The sequence below is a fragment of the Paenibacillus sp. D9 genome, from assembly GCF_001188365.1.
Classification (GTDB): Bacteria; Bacillota; Bacilli; order Paenibacillales; family Paenibacillaceae; genus Paenibacillus_O; species Paenibacillus_O humicus.
In genome coordinates this window covers 4118529-4135002 of sequence record NZ_JZEJ01000001.1, presented here as the reverse complement: position 1 = coordinate 4135002, position 16474 = coordinate 4118529, and the positions used below count along the sequence as shown (strand labels likewise).

Below are 16474 nucleotides of genomic sequence, written 5' to 3'. Positions count from 1 at the left end.
CTCCGAGACCTTGGCCGTCCGTTCGGCAGGGCCGTCTCATGGATGTCCATGCCCGCTGCCGCAGGCGCATGAGGCTGCGCGGAGGAAGCCTCCGGCGCGCTCTCCGGTATGCACGCCGTCCTGCATGGCGACGCGCCCGGAGACGACGACATGCGAGATGCCCTCCGGCTGCTGCTTGGGATCGGCAAAGGTCGCGGTATCCTGGATCGTATCCGGATTGAACACGACGAGGTCGGCGGCATAATCCGGCACGATCAGGCCCCGCTTGCCGAGACGGAAGCGCTGCACCGGGAACGAGGTCAGCTTGCGCACCGCATCCTCCAGCGTCAGCACCCGCTCCTCGCGCACGTATTTGGCAAAGACGCGGGGAAACGTTCCATACAGCCTCGGATGCGGCTTGCCCGTCTCGCAGGTGAGGCTGTCCGAGGCGATCAGGGAGCGGGGATAGGCGATGACCTGGCGGACGTCGTCATCCGACATGTGGAAGTAAACGATCGGCACCTGGCCGTCCTCTTCCAGCAGCAGATCCATCATGCAGTCGGCGGGATGGACGCCGCGCATCGCGGCGATCTCCTCGATATGCTTCCCCTCCAAGGTCGCATTGGCGCCGCCGGCCGAGGCAACGAACACGCTCTGCCAGCCGGTGGAGCAGACCAGATTGTCCCAGCCGTCCTGCTCCCGGCCGAGCTCCTCGCGGATGCGGCGCCGCAGGACGGGGTCGCGGAACGCTTCCAGCGCTCCCGGAATGCCTCCCTCCAGCACCCATGGAGGCAGGATCGTCGTCAGCGATGTCGATCCCGCCGAATAAGGGTAGACGTCCACCGTCACGTCCATGCCTCTGGCACGGGCGTCCTCGACGAGCTCCATCGCTTCAAGAACCTTGCCCCAGTTGATTTTTCCGGCCGCCTTGAGATGGCTGATGTGGAGCGGGATGCCCGCCTTCCCGGCGATCCAGATGACCTCGCGCACCGAAGGCAGCAGATTGTTGCCCTCGCCGCGGATATGCGTGCTCAGCAGGCCGTCGTAGCGTGGCAGCACCGTGCACAGCTCCGCAAGCTCTTCCTTGGACGTATAGCTGCCGGGGGAGTAGAGCAGGCCGATCGACAGGCCGATGGCGCCGGCGCGCAGCCCCTCCTCCAGCAGCTCCTTCATCCGGCGCAGCTCCGCGGCAGTGGCCGGGCGGTTGTCGAAGCCCATGACGGCGATCCGCAGGGCGCCATGGGCGACGTAGGTCGCCATATGTTCAGCCGGAGCGGATCGGGCGACATAGTCCATGTATTCGCCGACCGTATTCCACTGCCAGTCATGCCGGGTACTGCCGATGACGGGGGAAATGTAGCTGCGCAGCAGCTCCTCCCGGTCCGGGAATACCGGCGCCGGAGCGAGTCCGCAGTTGCCGACGACCTCGGCGGTGACGCCCTGGCTGAGCTTGATCTCGCTGAGCGGATGGTCGAGGATCATGAGATCCGAATGGCAGTGGCCGTCGATGAAGCCGGGGGAAATGACGCGTCCCTGAACATCGATCGTCTGCGCCGCCTCCGCGTCCACGCGGCCGACAGCGGCAATCATTCCATCCTTCACGCCTACGTCGCCGCGGAACCACGGATTGCCGCTCCCGTCCACGATGCGTCCGTTTTTGAGCACTAAATCCAGCATGTCGCCTTTCGCTCCCTTCTATTGAATGCAGCCGCGCGCGGCGACCGGAACTCTCCGCAGCCCGCCGTCTTTATCGCTGATGTACACGCTGGAATGAAGATTCACCGTGCTGCAGATATGGTTCGGGATGACGCGCAGCAGGTCGCCCGGCTGGCAGTCGTCCTCCGGCCGTACCCGGATGACGCCATGCTCCTCGTTCATCCGCTCGAACACGGCATGCGGCAGGCCGACGACATGGCCGAAGCCCTGCAGCTGCAGCGGCGCGCCGCCCGGCTGCACATCGGTCGCGAACGTCTTGCTGCCGCCGTCGATGACGATGCGGTCCGTCGCCGGCCGGCTGACGACCGTCACCCATACCTCGGCCGCGCAGTCGTCCAGCTTGCAGAGGCCGAAGGCCGCCTGCATCCGGTCGTGGAACACGTACGTGCCGGGCCGGATCTCCGTGACGCCCTCGATCTCGGCGGCATACACCGCCGTCGGAGTCGAGCCGACGCTCACGTCGCGGATCGGCACGCCTCCCCGGCGCAGCTCCTGTGCGACGGCAGCCATCATGCGGCCTTCCTCGTGGCCGGCCGCCCGCAGGTCCATCGTCGGCGCCCCGCCGAGCATCGCGCCGCGGTACGTGAAGATGCCCGTCAGGTCCAGGCCGGGCATCGCCGCGATCTCCCGCGCCAGCGGCAGCGCCGCCTCCGGCGCTACCCCCGTGCGCCTGAGCCCCGTCTCGATCTCGAGACGGACCTCCAGCGCGATGCCGGCGGCCTCGGCGGCCGCCGACAAATGCCGCGCTCCCGCGGCGCTGTCGACGCCGACGGCGAGCCGGCACCGCTGCGCCAGGCTTGCGGCGCGCCGCGCCTTGGCGGCGCCCATGACGGGATAGGCGATGAAGATATCGCCGATCCCGCCATCCGCCATCACCTCCGCCTCCGACAGCTTGGCGGCGGTGATGCCGACGGCTCCCGCAGCAAGCTGCCGGGCCGCAAGCTCCGGCAGCTTGTGCGTCTTCACATGCGGGCGCAGCTTCACGCCGCGCCGCGCCGCCGCCTCCGCCATGGACGCGATATTGGCGTCCACGCGGGCGCTGCGGATGAGGATGAAGGGCGTCTGCGGCCCTTCATCGCCGAGCTCCCCGCCCGGCAGACAGCCGCGCTCCGGCGCTGCCTCGACAGCTTGCCCCGCCTTATTTCCGCCATCCATCCGCTCCGGCGCCGCCCCGACAGCTTTCTCCGCCATATTTCCGCCATCCATCCGCTCCGGCGCTGCCTCGACAGCTTGCCCCGCCTTATTTCCGCCATCCATCCGCTCCGGCGCCGCCTTCCTTTCGCCATCCAGCCGACCGTCGCCTGACCCTATCGGCCCCTTCGACGCTTCAATCACCGCCTGGGCGGCGGCCTCCTGCCCCGACCGTTCCTCCTCCCGCTCAGGAGCGCCTGCTTCCATTGCTTCCCGTTCCTTCTCGCCCATCAGCTCTGCTCCCCCTCCGCATCCGTCCCCTTGGCTTCCTCCAGATCGCTGTACAGCGTGTACTTCGAGATGCCCAGATAGGCGCATACCTTCTCGCCCGCCTTCTTGATCAGAAACGCGCCTTTGCGGTCCAGCAGCGCGATGAACCGGATCCTCTCCTCGCGGCTCATGAGCGCAGGCGGCCTTCCGACGGCGTCCTCCGCCTCCTGGATCAGCGAATCCAGCAGATCGCCGACGTTGCTGACGAACGACTCCTGGACCGGCGGCAGCTCCTGCATGCCGACCAGCCCCTGCAGCGCCTTCTCGGCGGCGAGCAGCTCCGAGATGTCGAAGTTGATGCACAGGGCGCCGATCGCTGTTCCTGCGTCATTTTTCAAGTAGATCGAAGTCGATCTCAGCAGCCGTCCGTCCTTGGTCCGGGTGACGTAATTCTGCCGATGGCCGCCCTCCGACGTGCCTCTCATGACCTCGAGTCCGAGGTTCGTGCCGGGATCGCCGACCTTCCGTCCCGTCACATGGCCGTGCTCGATATGCACGATCGTGCTTTCATAAGGCTGCGACCAGTCGTGCACGACGACCTCGCAGCGCTCTCCGAACTGGGCCGCGATGCCCTGCGCCAGCTCCCGCAGCAGCGGCAGCGTTTGCGATACCGATTCCATTCCCACCGCTCCTCATGACCGCTTGAATTCTCTTTGCCTCCTATCCTACACCCGCTCCTTCTTCTCGGCAAACTTTTTTTCTGTTTTCTAACTTTTATTCATATCAAGATGGGCAACCAATTTGAAATTCAGCCGAGACGGATAAGCCGATCCCTCCCAACGGCCGCGTCCATGTCCCTCTGAGAACGCGGCGCCAGACCGGCGCCGCGGCGTCCGTCGACTGGGATCCGAAGCCAGGCCAGGTGCGGATCAAAATAAAGGAGGAGCTGCAGTCCTGCTGGAAGGAGCTCGTCTTCCCGATCGGCAAGCCGGGCCTTCTCAGCCCGCAAGGCGACATCATCGCGGACCCCGAGACTCCGGCGCCATTCCTGAGCAAGGGCATCACCCGTGCCGGTCGCCGCGATTGGGCATAAGCCCTTCCTACGCGGACGGAATGGTCCGACTGAACTGGAGCAGCAAAATGATGGAGAAGCTGAAGCCGTCCTGGAGCACCGATTCTGCCGAGACGTCCTTCGCCGTCCTCTATGAGAAAGGCTTCTACTCTCCAGATGTCATGCAGCCGCTCGGAGCCGGCGGAGGCGGCGGATCGAGCGGAAATTCGGCGGGCAAGGACATCAAGGTGGACGGACGCGTCTACGATCGCGCCTCCTTCACCGTCAAGCTGCTCCCCGTCGCCAATCTGTTTACCGTTGGAGCCATTTCGGCCGGCAGCGTCCCCATCTCCGTCGGCCGACCGTCTCCGATCCCGACTCCATTCCAGTCTCTTATACGGAAGAAGGGACGCTGAATCTGTCGCTGCCGGAGCCTTCGCTGCCGGAGCCTTCCTCCGGTTACGTGAAGCCTTCGCCGCCAGCGTGACGCTGAAGGAGCCGGGCCAGTACCTGATCTCGGTCATCAGCCCGGATGATATTCCCGCCCCGGGCGGTGCGGCTCCCACGACCTGGGCAGAAGTAGTCGTAGAGGTTGAATAGAAAAGACAAAAACGGGATGAAGCCGAATTCTCGGCTTCATCCCGTTTTGGTTCCAAAATCTAGAAGGAATTGATTTCTCTGATCTTCTCCAGTGCAATCTTGGGCTTGCGGTCCTCCGTCAACAGGCCGTTGACCTCCTGCTGCACATCCGTGATCTGGGTGTAGCAGTAGCCCGAGATATATTCGGTCTGCTGGATAGCCTCGTGGATGCTGCGGAACCGATCCAGGAAGCTTTCCTCCGAGCCGACCTGATTGCCGTAGCCCCAGCCTTCCTCGGATTGGAAGGCGATGCCGCCGAACTCGCTGACGATGACCGGCTGCCCCTTGTAGGCGTAGCTGTCCGCAAATGCGTATTTCCAGTGGTTGAAGCTGCGCAGGTTGCCGGTGATCTCGTCCTTGCCCGCATACCGCCGGCGGAATTCCTCTCCGCTCTCGACATAGTCATGCAGCGTGAGGATATCGGAGACGGTATGCTCCCAGCCGTCGTTGGACACGACCGGGCGATTCGGATCGAAAGCCTTCGTCAGATGGTAGATCGCTTCCGTGAACTTCTGCTGCCGGACATCCTTGGCGATGTTCATGACGCCCCACGATTCATTGAACGGCACCCACGTAATGATGGACGGATGATTGTACTGCTGCCTGACGACCTCCATCCATTCCCGGGTGAACCTCTCCACCGCCCGGTCGTTGAATTCGAAGGTGGCGGCCATTTCCGACCATACGAGCACGCCCTTCACGTCGCACCAGTACAGGAAGCGGGCATCCTCCACCTTCATATGCTTCCGGACGCCGTTGTACCCCATTTCCAGCAGCTTGTCGATATCCTCGAGAATGGCTTCCTCCGAGGGCGGCGTCAGATGCGTATCCGGCCAGTAGCCTTGATCCAGAATGAGCTTCTGGTAGATGGGGGCATTGTTCAGCAGGATGCGGTCTTTCTCGATCGAGATTTTCCTCATGCCGAAATAGGCGTATACATGGTCGACCTCGGCGCCGTTTTTGTACAGAATAAACTCGACGTCATACAGATTCGGATGGGCCGGCGACCAGTGGCAATGCTTCCAGGGGCCGTTGGCTTCATGGACGAGGTCGACATCGAGCTGCAGCCATGGACGGTCGATCGCGAGGCTCACCCTTTTGACCGGCTTGCCTTTCAGGCTGACGAGCGTCTCCAGGGTGATATCGTCCGCCGCTCCGGCCCCCTGCACCTGGTATTCGAACCGGATCGACCGCGCATCCAGATCCGGCGTCATCTTGACGGCCTCTACATAGGACGGCTCCACATACTCCAGCCAGACCGTCTGCCAGATGCCGGTCGTCTGGACATAGAAGCACTCGAAGCTGTCCTTCACCCAGCGCTGCTTGCCGCGCGGCTGGGCCGCGTCGAGGCTGTCCTCCGCCTTCACCGTAATCACGTTGCTCTGCCCGTACTTCAGATAAGGGGCGATGTCGAAATGGAACTCTGCGTAACCGCCTTGATGGCTTCCCACATAACTTCCGTTGATCCACAGCTTGGCCTTGTAATCCACCGCCTGGAAGTGGAGAAGGGCAAGCTTGCCCTCCGCCTCGGCCGGAACGTCCAGCTCGCGGCTGTACCAGACATAGGCATGATGGGACTCGTCGCCGATGCCGCTCGCCTTGGTCTCATAGGTGAACGGGACTTCAATCGTCCGATCTCCGCCGAACCGCTCCGGCCAGCCCAGCCGCTCTCCTTCGTTGCCGTCGTCGAAGCCGAACTGCCAGGCTCCGTTCAGATTGATCCAGTTGTCCCGCACGAACTGCGGCCTCGGGTAGTCCTTGATGTATCTTTTCGTTGTCATTGTCTTCTCTCCCGTTCCATTAACGCGCCTGGTCGCAGCGTTCTCTGTCATTCATGGCGGACCGGCCGCACTTCAAGACCGGAAAGGATCCAGTCCCGGGACGAGGAGCGAAAGCCGATTCTTCCTTGCAGGATCGCATCGGGGTCCAGCACATCCAGAAGCGGCTCCCCGTCTTCCCGAAATACCCGGATCCGGCTGCCCTCCAGCTTCACGGATACGTTGGACGGCTGGCCGGGCCGCAGCTCCAGCAAGGCCGAATCGAGCTCTTCCTTCCTCTCGTACACGATCTTCTCGAGGATGATCCTGCCGCTGCGGAACAGAAGCTGATACCCGATGAACGAGTCCGCCACCTGAGCCGGGTAGTCCGATTCCCGGCTCGTCCGCAGCAGCACAGCCGCTTCTCCGGCATCCTCCCCGTCCGCCTGAAGGCGGAAATCGAGCTCGTAGTCGCCCCACCGGACGTCGCCCGCGAGCAGCTTGCTGTCGCGGCCGGCTTCCGCGATCCGGCTGCCGGCCTCGCTTTGCTCCCAGCTGCCGAACAGCTCCTGCTTCTCCAGCTCGGCCTGCGCCGAGCCGTCTACCTCCGCCGATTCCAGCAGCTCGATATAACGGAGGCGGGAAACCCCGGAAGACGTCTGCTTGACGGTCAGCCACTGCAATCCGCCCTTCAGCTCCAGCTCTCCGAGCGGCACCTTCGTCCAGTCCGACTCCGAGGCGAACAGGGCGGCATCAAGCTCCGCCTTGAGCTTCCGGCCTGAGGCCTCCACCTCCAGCACGGCTCCTTCCGAGCCGAGCTCCGCCATGACGGCGATCCGGTAGCGGCCGTCCTTCTTCACCTGAACGGGAAAGGCCAGCTCCCCGTTCCCCCCCAGCTCCGCGGCCAGACTCCCGTCCGGCGTGCCGGCCGCGCCGGCCTTGATCGGAGAGGAAGGATTGCCGGAAGCATGGGCTGCCTCCAGCGTCCCGGGCACAGGCTTGACGGCGCTTCGGTCGCTGCTGCCTCCGGCTTCATTGGAAAAGGCGGTATAGGCAAGCTGCGGCTGAGAGCCTTGCGGCCATCGGTAGCCGATCTTTCCGGGCTGTCCCGTCCACGCCTTCACGTCGGCAAGCAGCAGGCCGTCCCAATAAATTCTCGTCCCGTCGCCATCCGATTCGGCCCGAAGCGCGTGGAGGACGTTCAGTTCCGTCCCCTGAGGCAGATCGGCCGAGAAGACAGTCTTTTCCGCCCCGCCCGCCTGCTCCGCCATGACCAGCTTTTTCTGCCGGCCGTCTACACGCAGGACTCGGCTGTTGCGTTCGTCCCGGTAGGAGAGCAGCACTTCCAGAGCCGCCTCGCCGCCCGCTTCAATCTCCTTGCCGTCCGGCTGGACGACGGCATTGAACTCGGCCGTATAGCGTGTGTCGGTGCTCAGCTTGCTCACCCAGGCATGGCCGCCGGAAGCAGGCATGGCGGCCTGCTCCCACTTCCCGGGCGAGGGAGCCGAGCCCGGCCGGTCATGGAAAATCGGCAGCCTGGGCGCTTCCGTCGGAATGCCCCAGGTCGGGCCCAGCACGCCCATCTTGTCGCCGCTGAAGGCGAGCCGGTCCATATTGAGATGGCGGACGGGAGGCCCTTCAGCCGATTTTCCTTCCAGATTGTGATAGAAGATATAGTAGGAATCGAGATCGGGTCCGAGCACGGTGGAGCTGTGGCCGAGGCCGTTGAACCCTTCCTCCGTGGAGATCAGGATCGGATTGTTGTCCGGAATCCGGTACGGACCTGCCGGCGATTCGTCGGAGACGGCGTAGTTGACGCGGTAGCCGCGGCTGAACACATGGTTGCCCGTGTAGGTCATGTAATACTTGCCCCCGCGCTTGATGATCATCGATCCCTCGGTCCAGTGGCCGAGCGAGGCGCCAAGCTTCTCTCCCGTGCCGATCGTATAGGGATCGCTCATCGGCGCGGCCATGATGCCGCCGAATTCGGCATGCGTGAACGTCCAGCTGCCGTCGTCGTCGATGAACACCGAGCCGTCGATCGTGAGGCCCAGATTGTCGGTCTGCGCGAGGAACGGTCCGGTCGGCTTCTCGCTGCGCAGGACGTAATGCCCCTTGCCGGCCGGAGAGGTATACATATAGAACGATCCGTTCCAGTAGACGACCTCGGGAGCGTACGCCCCTTCCGTGACCGGCTCCTCGGCGACCAGTCCCTCATAGGTCCAATCCGTCAGATTGGCGGAGCTCCAGGCTTTCACGCCGATCCGTCCGTCCTTCGTGCTGCAGTACAGGTAATACTGTCCGTCATGCCGCAGAACATAAGGATCGCCGATGCCGTAATCCTCCCATTCCTGCGGGAGCGTCATCGGATTTTGATAGGAAGTCCCCATCTGCACCGTGGTGCGCGCGGCCGGATTCATATCCATTTCTCCCCTTCCCCAAAGGATGGCTGCCGCTCCTGCCGCACATGCCATGCCGCCAAGGAGCAGCAGAAGCCGATTCCTTCTTTTGATTTCTGACGGTTCCATCCCCGCGGCTCAGCCTTTGATTCCGCTGATCGCGAGCGATTCGATGAAGTAGCGCTGGGCCATGAAGAACACGATGATGACAGGCACGAGCGCGATGAGCGAAGCGGCCATGAGCGAGGGATAATTGGATGTGGAGATATAATTCGACTGCATGCTGGCGATGAGCACCTGAATCGTCTGCCTCTCCGGCGTATGCAGGTAGATGAGCGGTCCCATGAAATCGTTCCAGATGCCCATGAAGCCGAGAGCCGCTTGAGCCGCGATCGCCGGCTTGGCGATGGGCAGCGCGACGGTGGCGAACGTGCGGAAATAGCCGCAGCCGTCGATTTTGGCGGCGTCGATCAGATCGTTCGGGATGGAGCCCTGCATGAATTGCCGGAAGAAAAAGATCGTCACGATATTCCCGAACAGCCCCGGAACGATGAGCGGCAGCAGCGTATCCACCCAGCCCAGCTCGGAGAATCCGATGTACTGGGGAATCATGACGACCGAATAGGGAATCATCATCGTTCCGAGCAGGGCGAGAAAGATTCCCTCCTTGAACGGAAAATGGAATTTGGCAAAGGAATAAGCCGCCATGGAGGCGACGAACAATCCGACCGACAGCACCGCGACCACGACGATGGCGCTGTTCAGGAAGCCGTGCAGCAGCGGAGCTTTGGACCATACATCCGTATAGTTGCTCCATGTCGACGGCTTCGGAATCCATTGGGGCGGAACGTCGAATACATGCTGCTGGGTCTTGAGCGAGGTCGACAGCGTCCACGCCAGCGGCCCGAGCATGACGATCGAGCCGGCCAGCAGCAGCACATAGATTAAGCTGTTCATCAAGCGTCTTTCTCTGGCCATAGTCTACTCCTCCTGTAAGGAACGCTTAGTCCTGGTAGACCCAACGCTTGGAGAAGCGGAATTGGATCAAGGTCAGAATGAAGATGATGACTCCCAGCACCCAGGCGACCGAGCTGGCGAAGCCCATATTGAAGTATTTGAACGCTTCCTGGAAAATGTAGTACACGATCGTCGCGCCGCTGTACTCCGGCCCGCCGTCCGCTGCGAGAATATACATCTGGCTGAACGACTGGAACGTGCCGATGACGCCCATCACCACGACGAAGAAATGGATCGGGGACAGCAGCGGCAGCGTGATATAGCGGAATTGATGCCACCGCTTCGCGCCATCGACTTCCGCCGCCTCGTAGTAGCTGGAGGATATCCCCTGCAGTCCGGCCAGATAGAGAACCATCGTGCCGCCGACTCCTCCCCATAATCCCATCAGCAGGAACGACGGCTTGACCCAGTTCGGATCTCCCAGCCAGTTCGGACCCTGCACGCCGAAGATTTTCCAGATGAATTCGTTGATGATGCCGTAATCGTAGTTGAGCAGCCACTGCCAGAGCAGGGAGACCGCGATGATCGGCGAAATGACGGGGATATAATAGATCGTCCGGAAGAGGCTTACGCCCTTGAGCGGACGGTTCATCATGAGCGCCAGCGCCATGGCTGCGATCATGCCCAGCGGAATTCCCAGAAGCAGATAAAACGTGTTGTACATGGATTTGTAGAATTTCTCGTCCTGGGCCAGCTTCCCGAAGTTGTCCAGGCCGATGAACTTCGCCGGAGACATCATATCCCAGGACATGAAGCTGAGGCCCAGCGAGCTTATGAGCGGCGCGAGCCCGAAGATGAGAAAGCCGAGAACCGGCGGCGTGACAAACAGCAGGGACCAAAGCATTTCTTTACGCCGATAGCCTGTCATTAACGTTCCTCCCCGGCACGAAGCCGGAAGGGGAGGCGGCAAAAGCGCGAGACTGCTGTAAAAGGTGGCGCCGCGTGCGCGGAACATTCTTCCGATCGCCGGTTGTGCCGAATGATTCCGCGCCGTTCGCCTGTTTTTCAGCGGCCTCCGTGTGAGCCGCTCTCCTTCCGAGCCAAGCCTGTTACTTGTTGTCTTCGTCGTAGATTTTCTGCAGCTTCGGCTGCTCTTCCTTGACGAACTCCGCTGCCGTCTTCTTGCCGGTCCACACCTGGCTGGCATCCTGCCAGAACGTGTCGATCCACTTCACGCTCTTGGAGTTCACCTCGATCGGGGGACGTCCGTAGTCTTCAATGATATCGAGGAATACTTGACGGCTCTGCGGCGCTTTGTCCATCTGGAGGAACTCGCCCTTGGCCATGTCGACGAGGTTCGGCACCGCCTGCCCGAGCTCGTAGTTCTGCTTCTGCGACTCCCGGTCGAGGCTCAGATAGGAAGCCAGCGCGAACGCATCCTCCGGATGCTTCGTCGATTTGGACACGACGAATCCGAGAGAGCCGAGCCAGGTCGCGGTTTTGCCCGTATTCGGGCTTGCCGGCCAGGCGGCGATATCCCATTTGAACGGAACGTTCCAGAAGCCGGGCTGATCCCAAGGACCCATCGGGAACATCGCCACTTTGCCCGCGACGAACCGGGCGTAGCCGTTCTGGGCTTTCTCGTCATCCGGGGATGGGCTGACCTTGTGGACGAGGCTGAGATCCGCCACGAACTGCATCGCCTGGGCGAATTCCGGCGTATCGATCGTCACCTTGCCGGTCTTGTAGTCGATCCAGTCCCCGCCGTTGGCCCATACCGCGGACTCCGTCGAATAGGCGGCGACTCCGAACGTGTCGATTTTTCCGCGCGCGTTGGCCGTCGTCAGCTTTTTGGCGTCGGCGATCATGTCGTCCCAGGTGTACTCTCCCGCCTTGGCGCTCGGGTAAGGCAGGCCGGCCTTGTCGAACAAATCCTTGTTGTAGGCAAGCGCCCACGGCCCTACATCCTTCGGCAGGCCGTACAGGCTGCCTTGGCCGACGGTCTTGCCGTCGTAGCGGTAACGGTCCAGCCCCTGCTTCCACACATTGTCCGGATCGATCGTTTGGTTGCCTTCTAGATAGGGGTCCATGTTCAGCAGCAGGCCGCTGCTGGCGAGCTTATTGAAGTGCGCGCCGCCGGCATAGAACACATCCGGCGTTTTCTTGGCGGCGATCAGGGTGTCGAGCTTCTGGTAATACTCGCCCGACGGAACGACGGTGTACTTCACTTTTTTATCCGGGTGTTCCTTCATGTAGGCATCGATCAGCTTCTGGAAGACGGCTTTCTCGCTGTCCCCGCCCCACCCCATGAACTCGATTTCGGACTTGGAGTCCGCCTTGGGACTTGCCGCTCCCGATGTCGGCGATGGAGACGAAGCTTCTCCGCTCGGAGCCGGCGCGCCGCCCCCGTTGCCGGAGCAGGCCGACAATCCCATTCCCGATACCAGCACAAGCGCAAGCGATACGGCGGACCATTTGCTTTTCAGAACCATGGATACGCTCCCCCTGACAATAGTGGCTTGAAACAAATAAGGACCAAACACCGGAGCCGCGTTTCCGTAAGGATCGGGCGCCGATTGCAATGGGCCGGATCATCCACTCCGAATATTTGTTTTGTTACAACTTATTTGTTTATATCCAGAATATAACGGTTTCAATCCCTTTATGTCAACGCTTTCTTTCCGTTTTTTTGTTTTTAAACGAGAAGGATGAGTTCTCTATCTCCATCCTAGGCGCGCCAACGGAAAAGGCCCGCAGTCCTTGACCGGACGGCGGGCCTTGCGGGAAACCATCTTAATCGTGCTGCAGCCTCATGACGATTCCTTGCGGATAATCGCCGAAGCCTTTGCCGAACAGATTCATTCCTCCCTGATGCTTCGCGTCGGGCCTCAGGCCGATGCGGAAGCTGATGTACGGCTTGTCCTGCAGGTCCAGGTCGTCCAGCGTGACGGATGAGCAGCGCTCGTTGTCGATCGTGCTGCGCCCCTCATCGACGCCCCATGTCTTGAGCAGGCCGTGCTGCGTGCTGTTGTCGTTCCACCAGGCCGGATTCAGCTTGCCCCGGTGGTCGCCGAAATCGCCCGGCGAAATCCAGGAGCCGATTTCCTTGCCGTTGATCCAGGCCGTAATTTCCGAAGGCCAATCGTTGTTGTAATTGGGCGCCTCCGAGCACAGCTCCAGGGAGAACTCCAGGGATGTGACCTTGGCTCCCTGCGGGAGCTTTTTGGGAAAGCGGTATTCGACCCAGCCCTTGCGCAGCCAGATGATCTCCGCCGAGCGGCTGTCCGGGTGATAGAAGTTGTCGGGATCGTCCTCGGCGAACAGCATGCCGGTGCTGCTCGCCATGCCGCAGGTAGGCTGGATGTCGAACTGGATGAAGTGCCCGATCGGCATCTCGACCTCGATGAGCTTGCTCGTGTTGTGATAGAACGCGATCGGATTCAGAATCATGCGCACATCGTCGAAGTTCCGGCTGCACACCTTCATCGCCCCTCGCGTAGCCGGCTGCAGCTCGGTGAGGATCAGCTCCGCCTCCTCCAGCACCTTCACGTTCGTCGCCGCCGTCGATACGGGAATATCCAGAGCTTCGGCAATCTCGATAATATTCACGTTCGGCTTGGACAGCAGCAGCCGGATGATTCCGATCCGGGTATGCGTGCTGAGCGCATGCGCCACCTTGACCAGCCGGTCGGGGTCTTCAATAGACAGCTCAAGCATGATCGAAACTCCTTTCCTGACATTCTTCCAATAATATAAGGCTTAATCCACTCATATGTCCAGTTTTATTGGAACAAACATTAAATATTGTTTTAATACATATATTTTAAAATTATATCTTCCGCATCGGTTCCGGTTTTGCTATACTCCGATCTGCAAGCGCTATCAAATCAAACGAGAGAAAGGAGGAGAAGTGAAGCCAAGCTCTCTGTTTCCATCCTTGTATAGCCGCGTTTCTCCCATCCGCACTTGCAAAGGAGATGAAGGTCCCGATGAAGAAATGGAAATCGTTTCTTGCCGCTGCCGCGGCTCTGCTCCTGCTCCCTTCCGCCGCCCATGCCTACAGCAATCCGTATGCCCTCGCTTCCTCCTGGAAGTGGGCCAATGGGGATTTTTACGGAGAAGGGGATCCTTACATCCTGAAATTCAACGGCGTCTATTACCTCTATGTCAGCACCGTGGATGACCAGATCGGCGTGAAGGTATGGTCCTCCACCGATCTCGCTTCGTGGACTTACCGCGGGCTGTGCGCCACGGATCCGGTGACCAAGGCCGCCTATGCGCCCGAGGTCGTCTACTGGAACGGAATGTTCTACATGTACACCTCTCCGGGCGGCGGCGGGCATTACGTCCTTTCGAGCGGCAGTCCCGTCGGTCCGTTCACGCCGCAGACCGGCAATCTCGGCATGGGCATCGACGGCAGCGTCTTCATCGACGACGACGGGAAATGGTACTTCTATTCCACCGGCGCGGACCGGATCGATTCCCGTCCGATGACTTCGCCGACCGCCTTCGGAGCGGCGGGATCGACCGGCCTGTCGATGGCGGGGTGGACGGAAGGCTCCACGACGTTCAAGCGCAACGGAAAGTATTTCATGACCTATACCGGCAACCATGTCTGGAGCACCGCCTACAGAGTCGATTACGCGTCCGGAACCTCTCCTCTCTCCGGCTTCGTGCCTGCCCGGAGCCAGAACCCGATCCTGATTTCCACGGAGGGCTCCAACGTCGGCCTGGGACACAACTCCATCGTGAAAGGTCCCGATCTGGATTCGGACTACATCGTGTACCATAGCCACGCTTCCCAAGGCAACTCTGTCTATCCGGGGCGCAAAATGAATCTGGACCGCATCGTCTGGAACGGAGACCGGATGTCCGTCCTCGGTCCGACGACGTCGAGCCAGCCGAATCCGGCCGCTCCTTCGTTCGAGGACCGCTTCGCTCGCACCGCGATCGGCTCCGGCTGGACCAATGTCGGCGGCGGAACCTGGGGCATCTACAACCAGGAGCTGATGTGGCAGGATACGATCGGGACGACGGCCTGGTACCGGCAAGTAACGGCGGCCTCGACAGCCGCCGATTACACGGCCGAGTTCCATGCCAAGCAGATGAAGATGGGAACGAGCTCCTCGCCGCTGTATGGAGCCGTATTCTCCTATACGGATGAGAACAGCTACGGAACGGCCGTCCTGAACCGCAGGCTGAATCGTCTCGAAACCCATTTCGTGGTCGGCGGCGTCAGCCAGGGCTGGGAATATTCCTCCCTCCCTGCAGGCTATGACTATACCAAGTGGCATCAGATCCGGGTGGAGAAGAGCGGTTCGGCCTTTGCCGTCTACGTCGACGGCATGAAAAAGCAGTCCCGCACCGTGAACGGTCTGGGCGGCGGGAAAATCGGCTATGCGACTCAAGACGCCCATGCCGACTTCGGCTACACGGCGTTCAGCAACGACGTCGGAGGGAGCAGCGCCTGGAATGCGTACAAGCCGCTTCCAGGGACGATCGAAGCCGTCCACTACCGCAAAGGCGGGGAAGGGACCGGCTATCACGATCTGACGCCTGCCAATATCGGCGGCTCCTATCGCAGCGATGCGGTGGACATCCGCTCCTCCGCGGCGGAGGGCAAGGAGGTCGTCGGCTGGAACCAGACGGGGGAATGGCTGCTCTACCGGGTCAATGTCGCGGAGAGCGGCACGTATGATATGACCGCGAGGCTCGCCACAACCTTTCCGAACGTCAGCTTCCGCGTCTGGGACGGGGCGGCGGATTTGACCGGAGTCGTGCAGGCGGCCGGAAGCGGCGGCTGGGAGAATTGGGTGAACGTCTCCAAGAAGGGCCTCTACCTGACCGCCGGCTATCATGAGCTCCGCTTCGAGACGGTCCAGGGCGAGTTCGACTTCAGCAGCCTGTCGTTCGAGAGGGGGCAGGCGCCCTCGCCGCTGGCCGACGACTTCAACGACGGCAACGACAACGGCTGGACGCGGTATGAAGGCGATTGGTCCGTCGTATCCGGCGAGCTGAGCGCGGCTGCCGGGGGTCCCGCCAAGACGGTCATCGGCTCCGGCCTTTGGTCCGATTACACGGTGGAGGCGGATGTGAAGCTGGTCGGGACGACCGGGGACGCCGGCGTGCTGGTCCGGGCGGCCAATCCGTCGAACGGCAAGGTGCTCGCGAACAATCCCGATTACATCCAGGCCTACTATGCGTTCATCAAGCCCGACGGGGTTTATCTAGGCAAAATGAATTACGGCTACCAAACGCTGGCCTCGGCGCCGGCCGCGCTCGCCGCAGGGGTCTGGCACCGGATGAAGGTGTCCGCCGAGGGGAACTCTATCCGCGTCTATGTGGACGATATGAATGCCCCCAGGCTGAGTTATGCCGACAACAGCGCCCTTCCGTTCCTGCATGGCAAGGCCGGCCTCCGCTCCATGAACAATGCCGCCCGGTTCGACAACTTCTCCGTCTACGCCAGCCCTAGCTGAACAAGCAAGGTTCAGGCTATAAAGCAAGCTTCAAGCATTCATTCGAAAACCTCGGGCAAATAAGCAAGCCCTGCCGGACCGCGATCCAGCGCGGTC

The 16474-nt window shown here is 61.5% G+C and carries 12 protein-coding genes; 3 read left to right on the top strand and 9 right to left on the bottom strand.

Annotated features, from left to right (window positions below; genetic code table 11):
- Positions 1–36 precede the first annotated feature (36 nt).
- Genes VE23_RS18565 through VE23_RS18555 form a run of 3 tightly spaced genes read right to left on the bottom strand, consistent with a single transcriptional unit; the run spans position 37 to position 3776 of the window.
- Positions 37–1656, bottom strand: a complete 1620-nt coding sequence (locus VE23_RS18565; protein WP_048744493.1) for an N-acyl-D-amino-acid deacylase family protein — start codon at positions 1654–1656, stop codon at positions 37–39.
- An 18-nt stretch (positions 1657–1674) separates the two neighbouring features.
- Positions 1675–3117 (bottom strand): alanine racemase, encoded by a 1443-nt coding sequence (locus VE23_RS18560; protein ID WP_232316994.1) that lies wholly within the window; start codon positions 3115–3117, stop codon positions 1675–1677.
- Positions 3117–3776 carry a helix-turn-helix transcriptional regulator gene (locus VE23_RS18555; RefSeq protein WP_049868764.1) on the bottom strand — a complete coding sequence of 220 codons (660 nt, stop codon included), beginning with the start codon at positions 3774–3776 and terminating at the stop codon, positions 3117–3119. The genes VE23_RS18560 and VE23_RS18555 overlap by 1 nt, the downstream gene beginning before the upstream one ends.
- A 242-nt stretch (positions 3777–4018) precedes the next feature.
- Here VE23_RS18555 and VE23_RS26625 point away from each other — a divergent pair, with 242 nt between their 5' ends.
- The gene (locus VE23_RS26625) at positions 4019–4189 is read left to right on the top strand and encodes a hypothetical protein (protein ID WP_157053993.1); all 171 of its coding nucleotides are present in this window, start codon (positions 4019–4021) and stop codon (positions 4187–4189) included.
- A 47-nt stretch (positions 4190–4236) separates the two neighbouring features.
- The gene (locus VE23_RS18550) at positions 4237–4563 is read left to right on the top strand and encodes a hypothetical protein (protein WP_049868763.1); all 327 of its coding nucleotides are present in this window, start codon (positions 4237–4239) and stop codon (positions 4561–4563) included.
- Positions 4564–4806: 243 nt separating this feature from the next.
- Here the strand turns inward: VE23_RS18550 and VE23_RS18545 are convergent, their stop codons facing one another.
- From VE23_RS18545 to VE23_RS18520, 6 genes are all read right to left on the bottom strand, one after another.
- The gene (locus VE23_RS18545) at positions 4807–6567 is read right to left on the bottom strand and encodes a glycoside hydrolase family 2 protein (RefSeq protein WP_049868762.1); all 1761 of its coding nucleotides are present in this window, start codon (positions 6565–6567) and stop codon (positions 4807–4809) included.
- A gap of 47 nt (positions 6568–6614) precedes the next feature.
- Positions 6615–8969 (bottom strand): glycoside hydrolase family 43 protein, encoded by a 2355-nt coding sequence (locus VE23_RS18540; protein WP_198156190.1) that lies wholly within the window; start codon positions 8967–8969, stop codon positions 6615–6617.
- A 111-nt stretch (positions 8970–9080) separates the two neighbouring features.
- Positions 9081–9920, bottom strand: coding sequence for a carbohydrate ABC transporter permease (locus VE23_RS18535; protein ID WP_021879436.1), 840 nt, complete (start codon positions 9918–9920; stop codon positions 9081–9083).
- A gap of 25 nt (positions 9921–9945) precedes the next feature.
- Positions 9946–10827 carry a carbohydrate ABC transporter permease gene (locus VE23_RS18530; protein ID WP_048748266.1) on the bottom strand — a complete coding sequence of 294 codons (882 nt, stop codon included), beginning with the start codon at positions 10825–10827 and terminating at the stop codon, positions 9946–9948.
- Between the two features lie 181 nt (positions 10828–11008).
- Positions 11009–12391 carry an ABC transporter substrate-binding protein gene (locus VE23_RS18525; protein ID WP_048748267.1) on the bottom strand — a complete coding sequence of 461 codons (1383 nt, stop codon included), beginning with the start codon at positions 12389–12391 and terminating at the stop codon, positions 11009–11011.
- 301 nt (positions 12392–12692) lie between these two features.
- Positions 12693–13616: an ArsR/SmtB family transcription factor gene (locus tag VE23_RS18520; protein ID WP_048748268.1), complete on the bottom strand. Its 924-nt coding sequence runs from the start codon at positions 13614–13616 to the stop codon at positions 12693–12695.
- 272 nt (positions 13617–13888) lie between these two features.
- On the opposite strand from VE23_RS18520, the gene VE23_RS18515 reads away from it, so the two are divergent.
- Complete coding sequence (locus VE23_RS18515; RefSeq protein ID WP_049868760.1) at positions 13889–16378, top strand: family 43 glycosylhydrolase; 2490 nt, start codon at positions 13889–13891, stop codon at positions 16376–16378.
- Positions 16379–16474: the final 96 nt, after the last annotated feature.

Coding starts and splice junctions, on each gene's coding strand:
- VE23_RS18565 (WP_048744493.1), bottom strand. CDS start 1,656: ATGCTGGATTTAGTGCTCAAAAACGGACGCATCGTGGACGGGAGCGGC.
- VE23_RS18560 (WP_232316994.1), bottom strand. CDS start 3,117: ATGGGCGAGAAGGAACGGGAAGCAATGGAAGCAGGCGCTCCTGAGCGG.
- VE23_RS18555 (WP_049868764.1), bottom strand. CDS start 3,776: ATGGAATCGGTATCGCAAACGCTGCCGCTGCTGCGGGAGCTGGCGCAG.
- VE23_RS18550 (WP_049868763.1), top strand. CDS start 4,237: ATGATGGAGAAGCTGAAGCCGTCCTGGAGCACCGATTCTGCCGAGACG.
- VE23_RS18545 (WP_049868762.1), bottom strand. CDS start 6,567: ATGACAACGAAAAGATACATCAAGGACTACCCGAGGCCGCAGTTCGTG.
- VE23_RS18540 (WP_198156190.1), bottom strand. CDS start 8,969: ATGGATATGAATCCGGCCGCGCGCACCACGGTGCAGATGGGGACTTCC.
- VE23_RS18535 (WP_021879436.1), bottom strand. CDS start 9,920: ATGGCCAGAGAAAGACGCTTGATGAACAGCTTAATCTATGTGCTGCTG.
- VE23_RS18530 (WP_048748266.1), bottom strand. CDS start 10,827: ATGACAGGCTATCGGCGTAAAGAAATGCTTTGGTCCCTGCTGTTTGTC.
- VE23_RS18525 (WP_048748267.1), bottom strand. CDS start 12,391: ATGGTTCTGAAAAGCAAATGGTCCGCCGTATCGCTTGCGCTTGTGCTG.
- VE23_RS18520 (WP_048748268.1), bottom strand. CDS start 13,616: ATGCTTGAGCTGTCTATTGAAGACCCCGACCGGCTGGTCAAGGTGGCG.
- VE23_RS18515 (WP_049868760.1), top strand. CDS start 13,889: ATGAAGAAATGGAAATCGTTTCTTGCCGCTGCCGCGGCTCTGCTCCTG.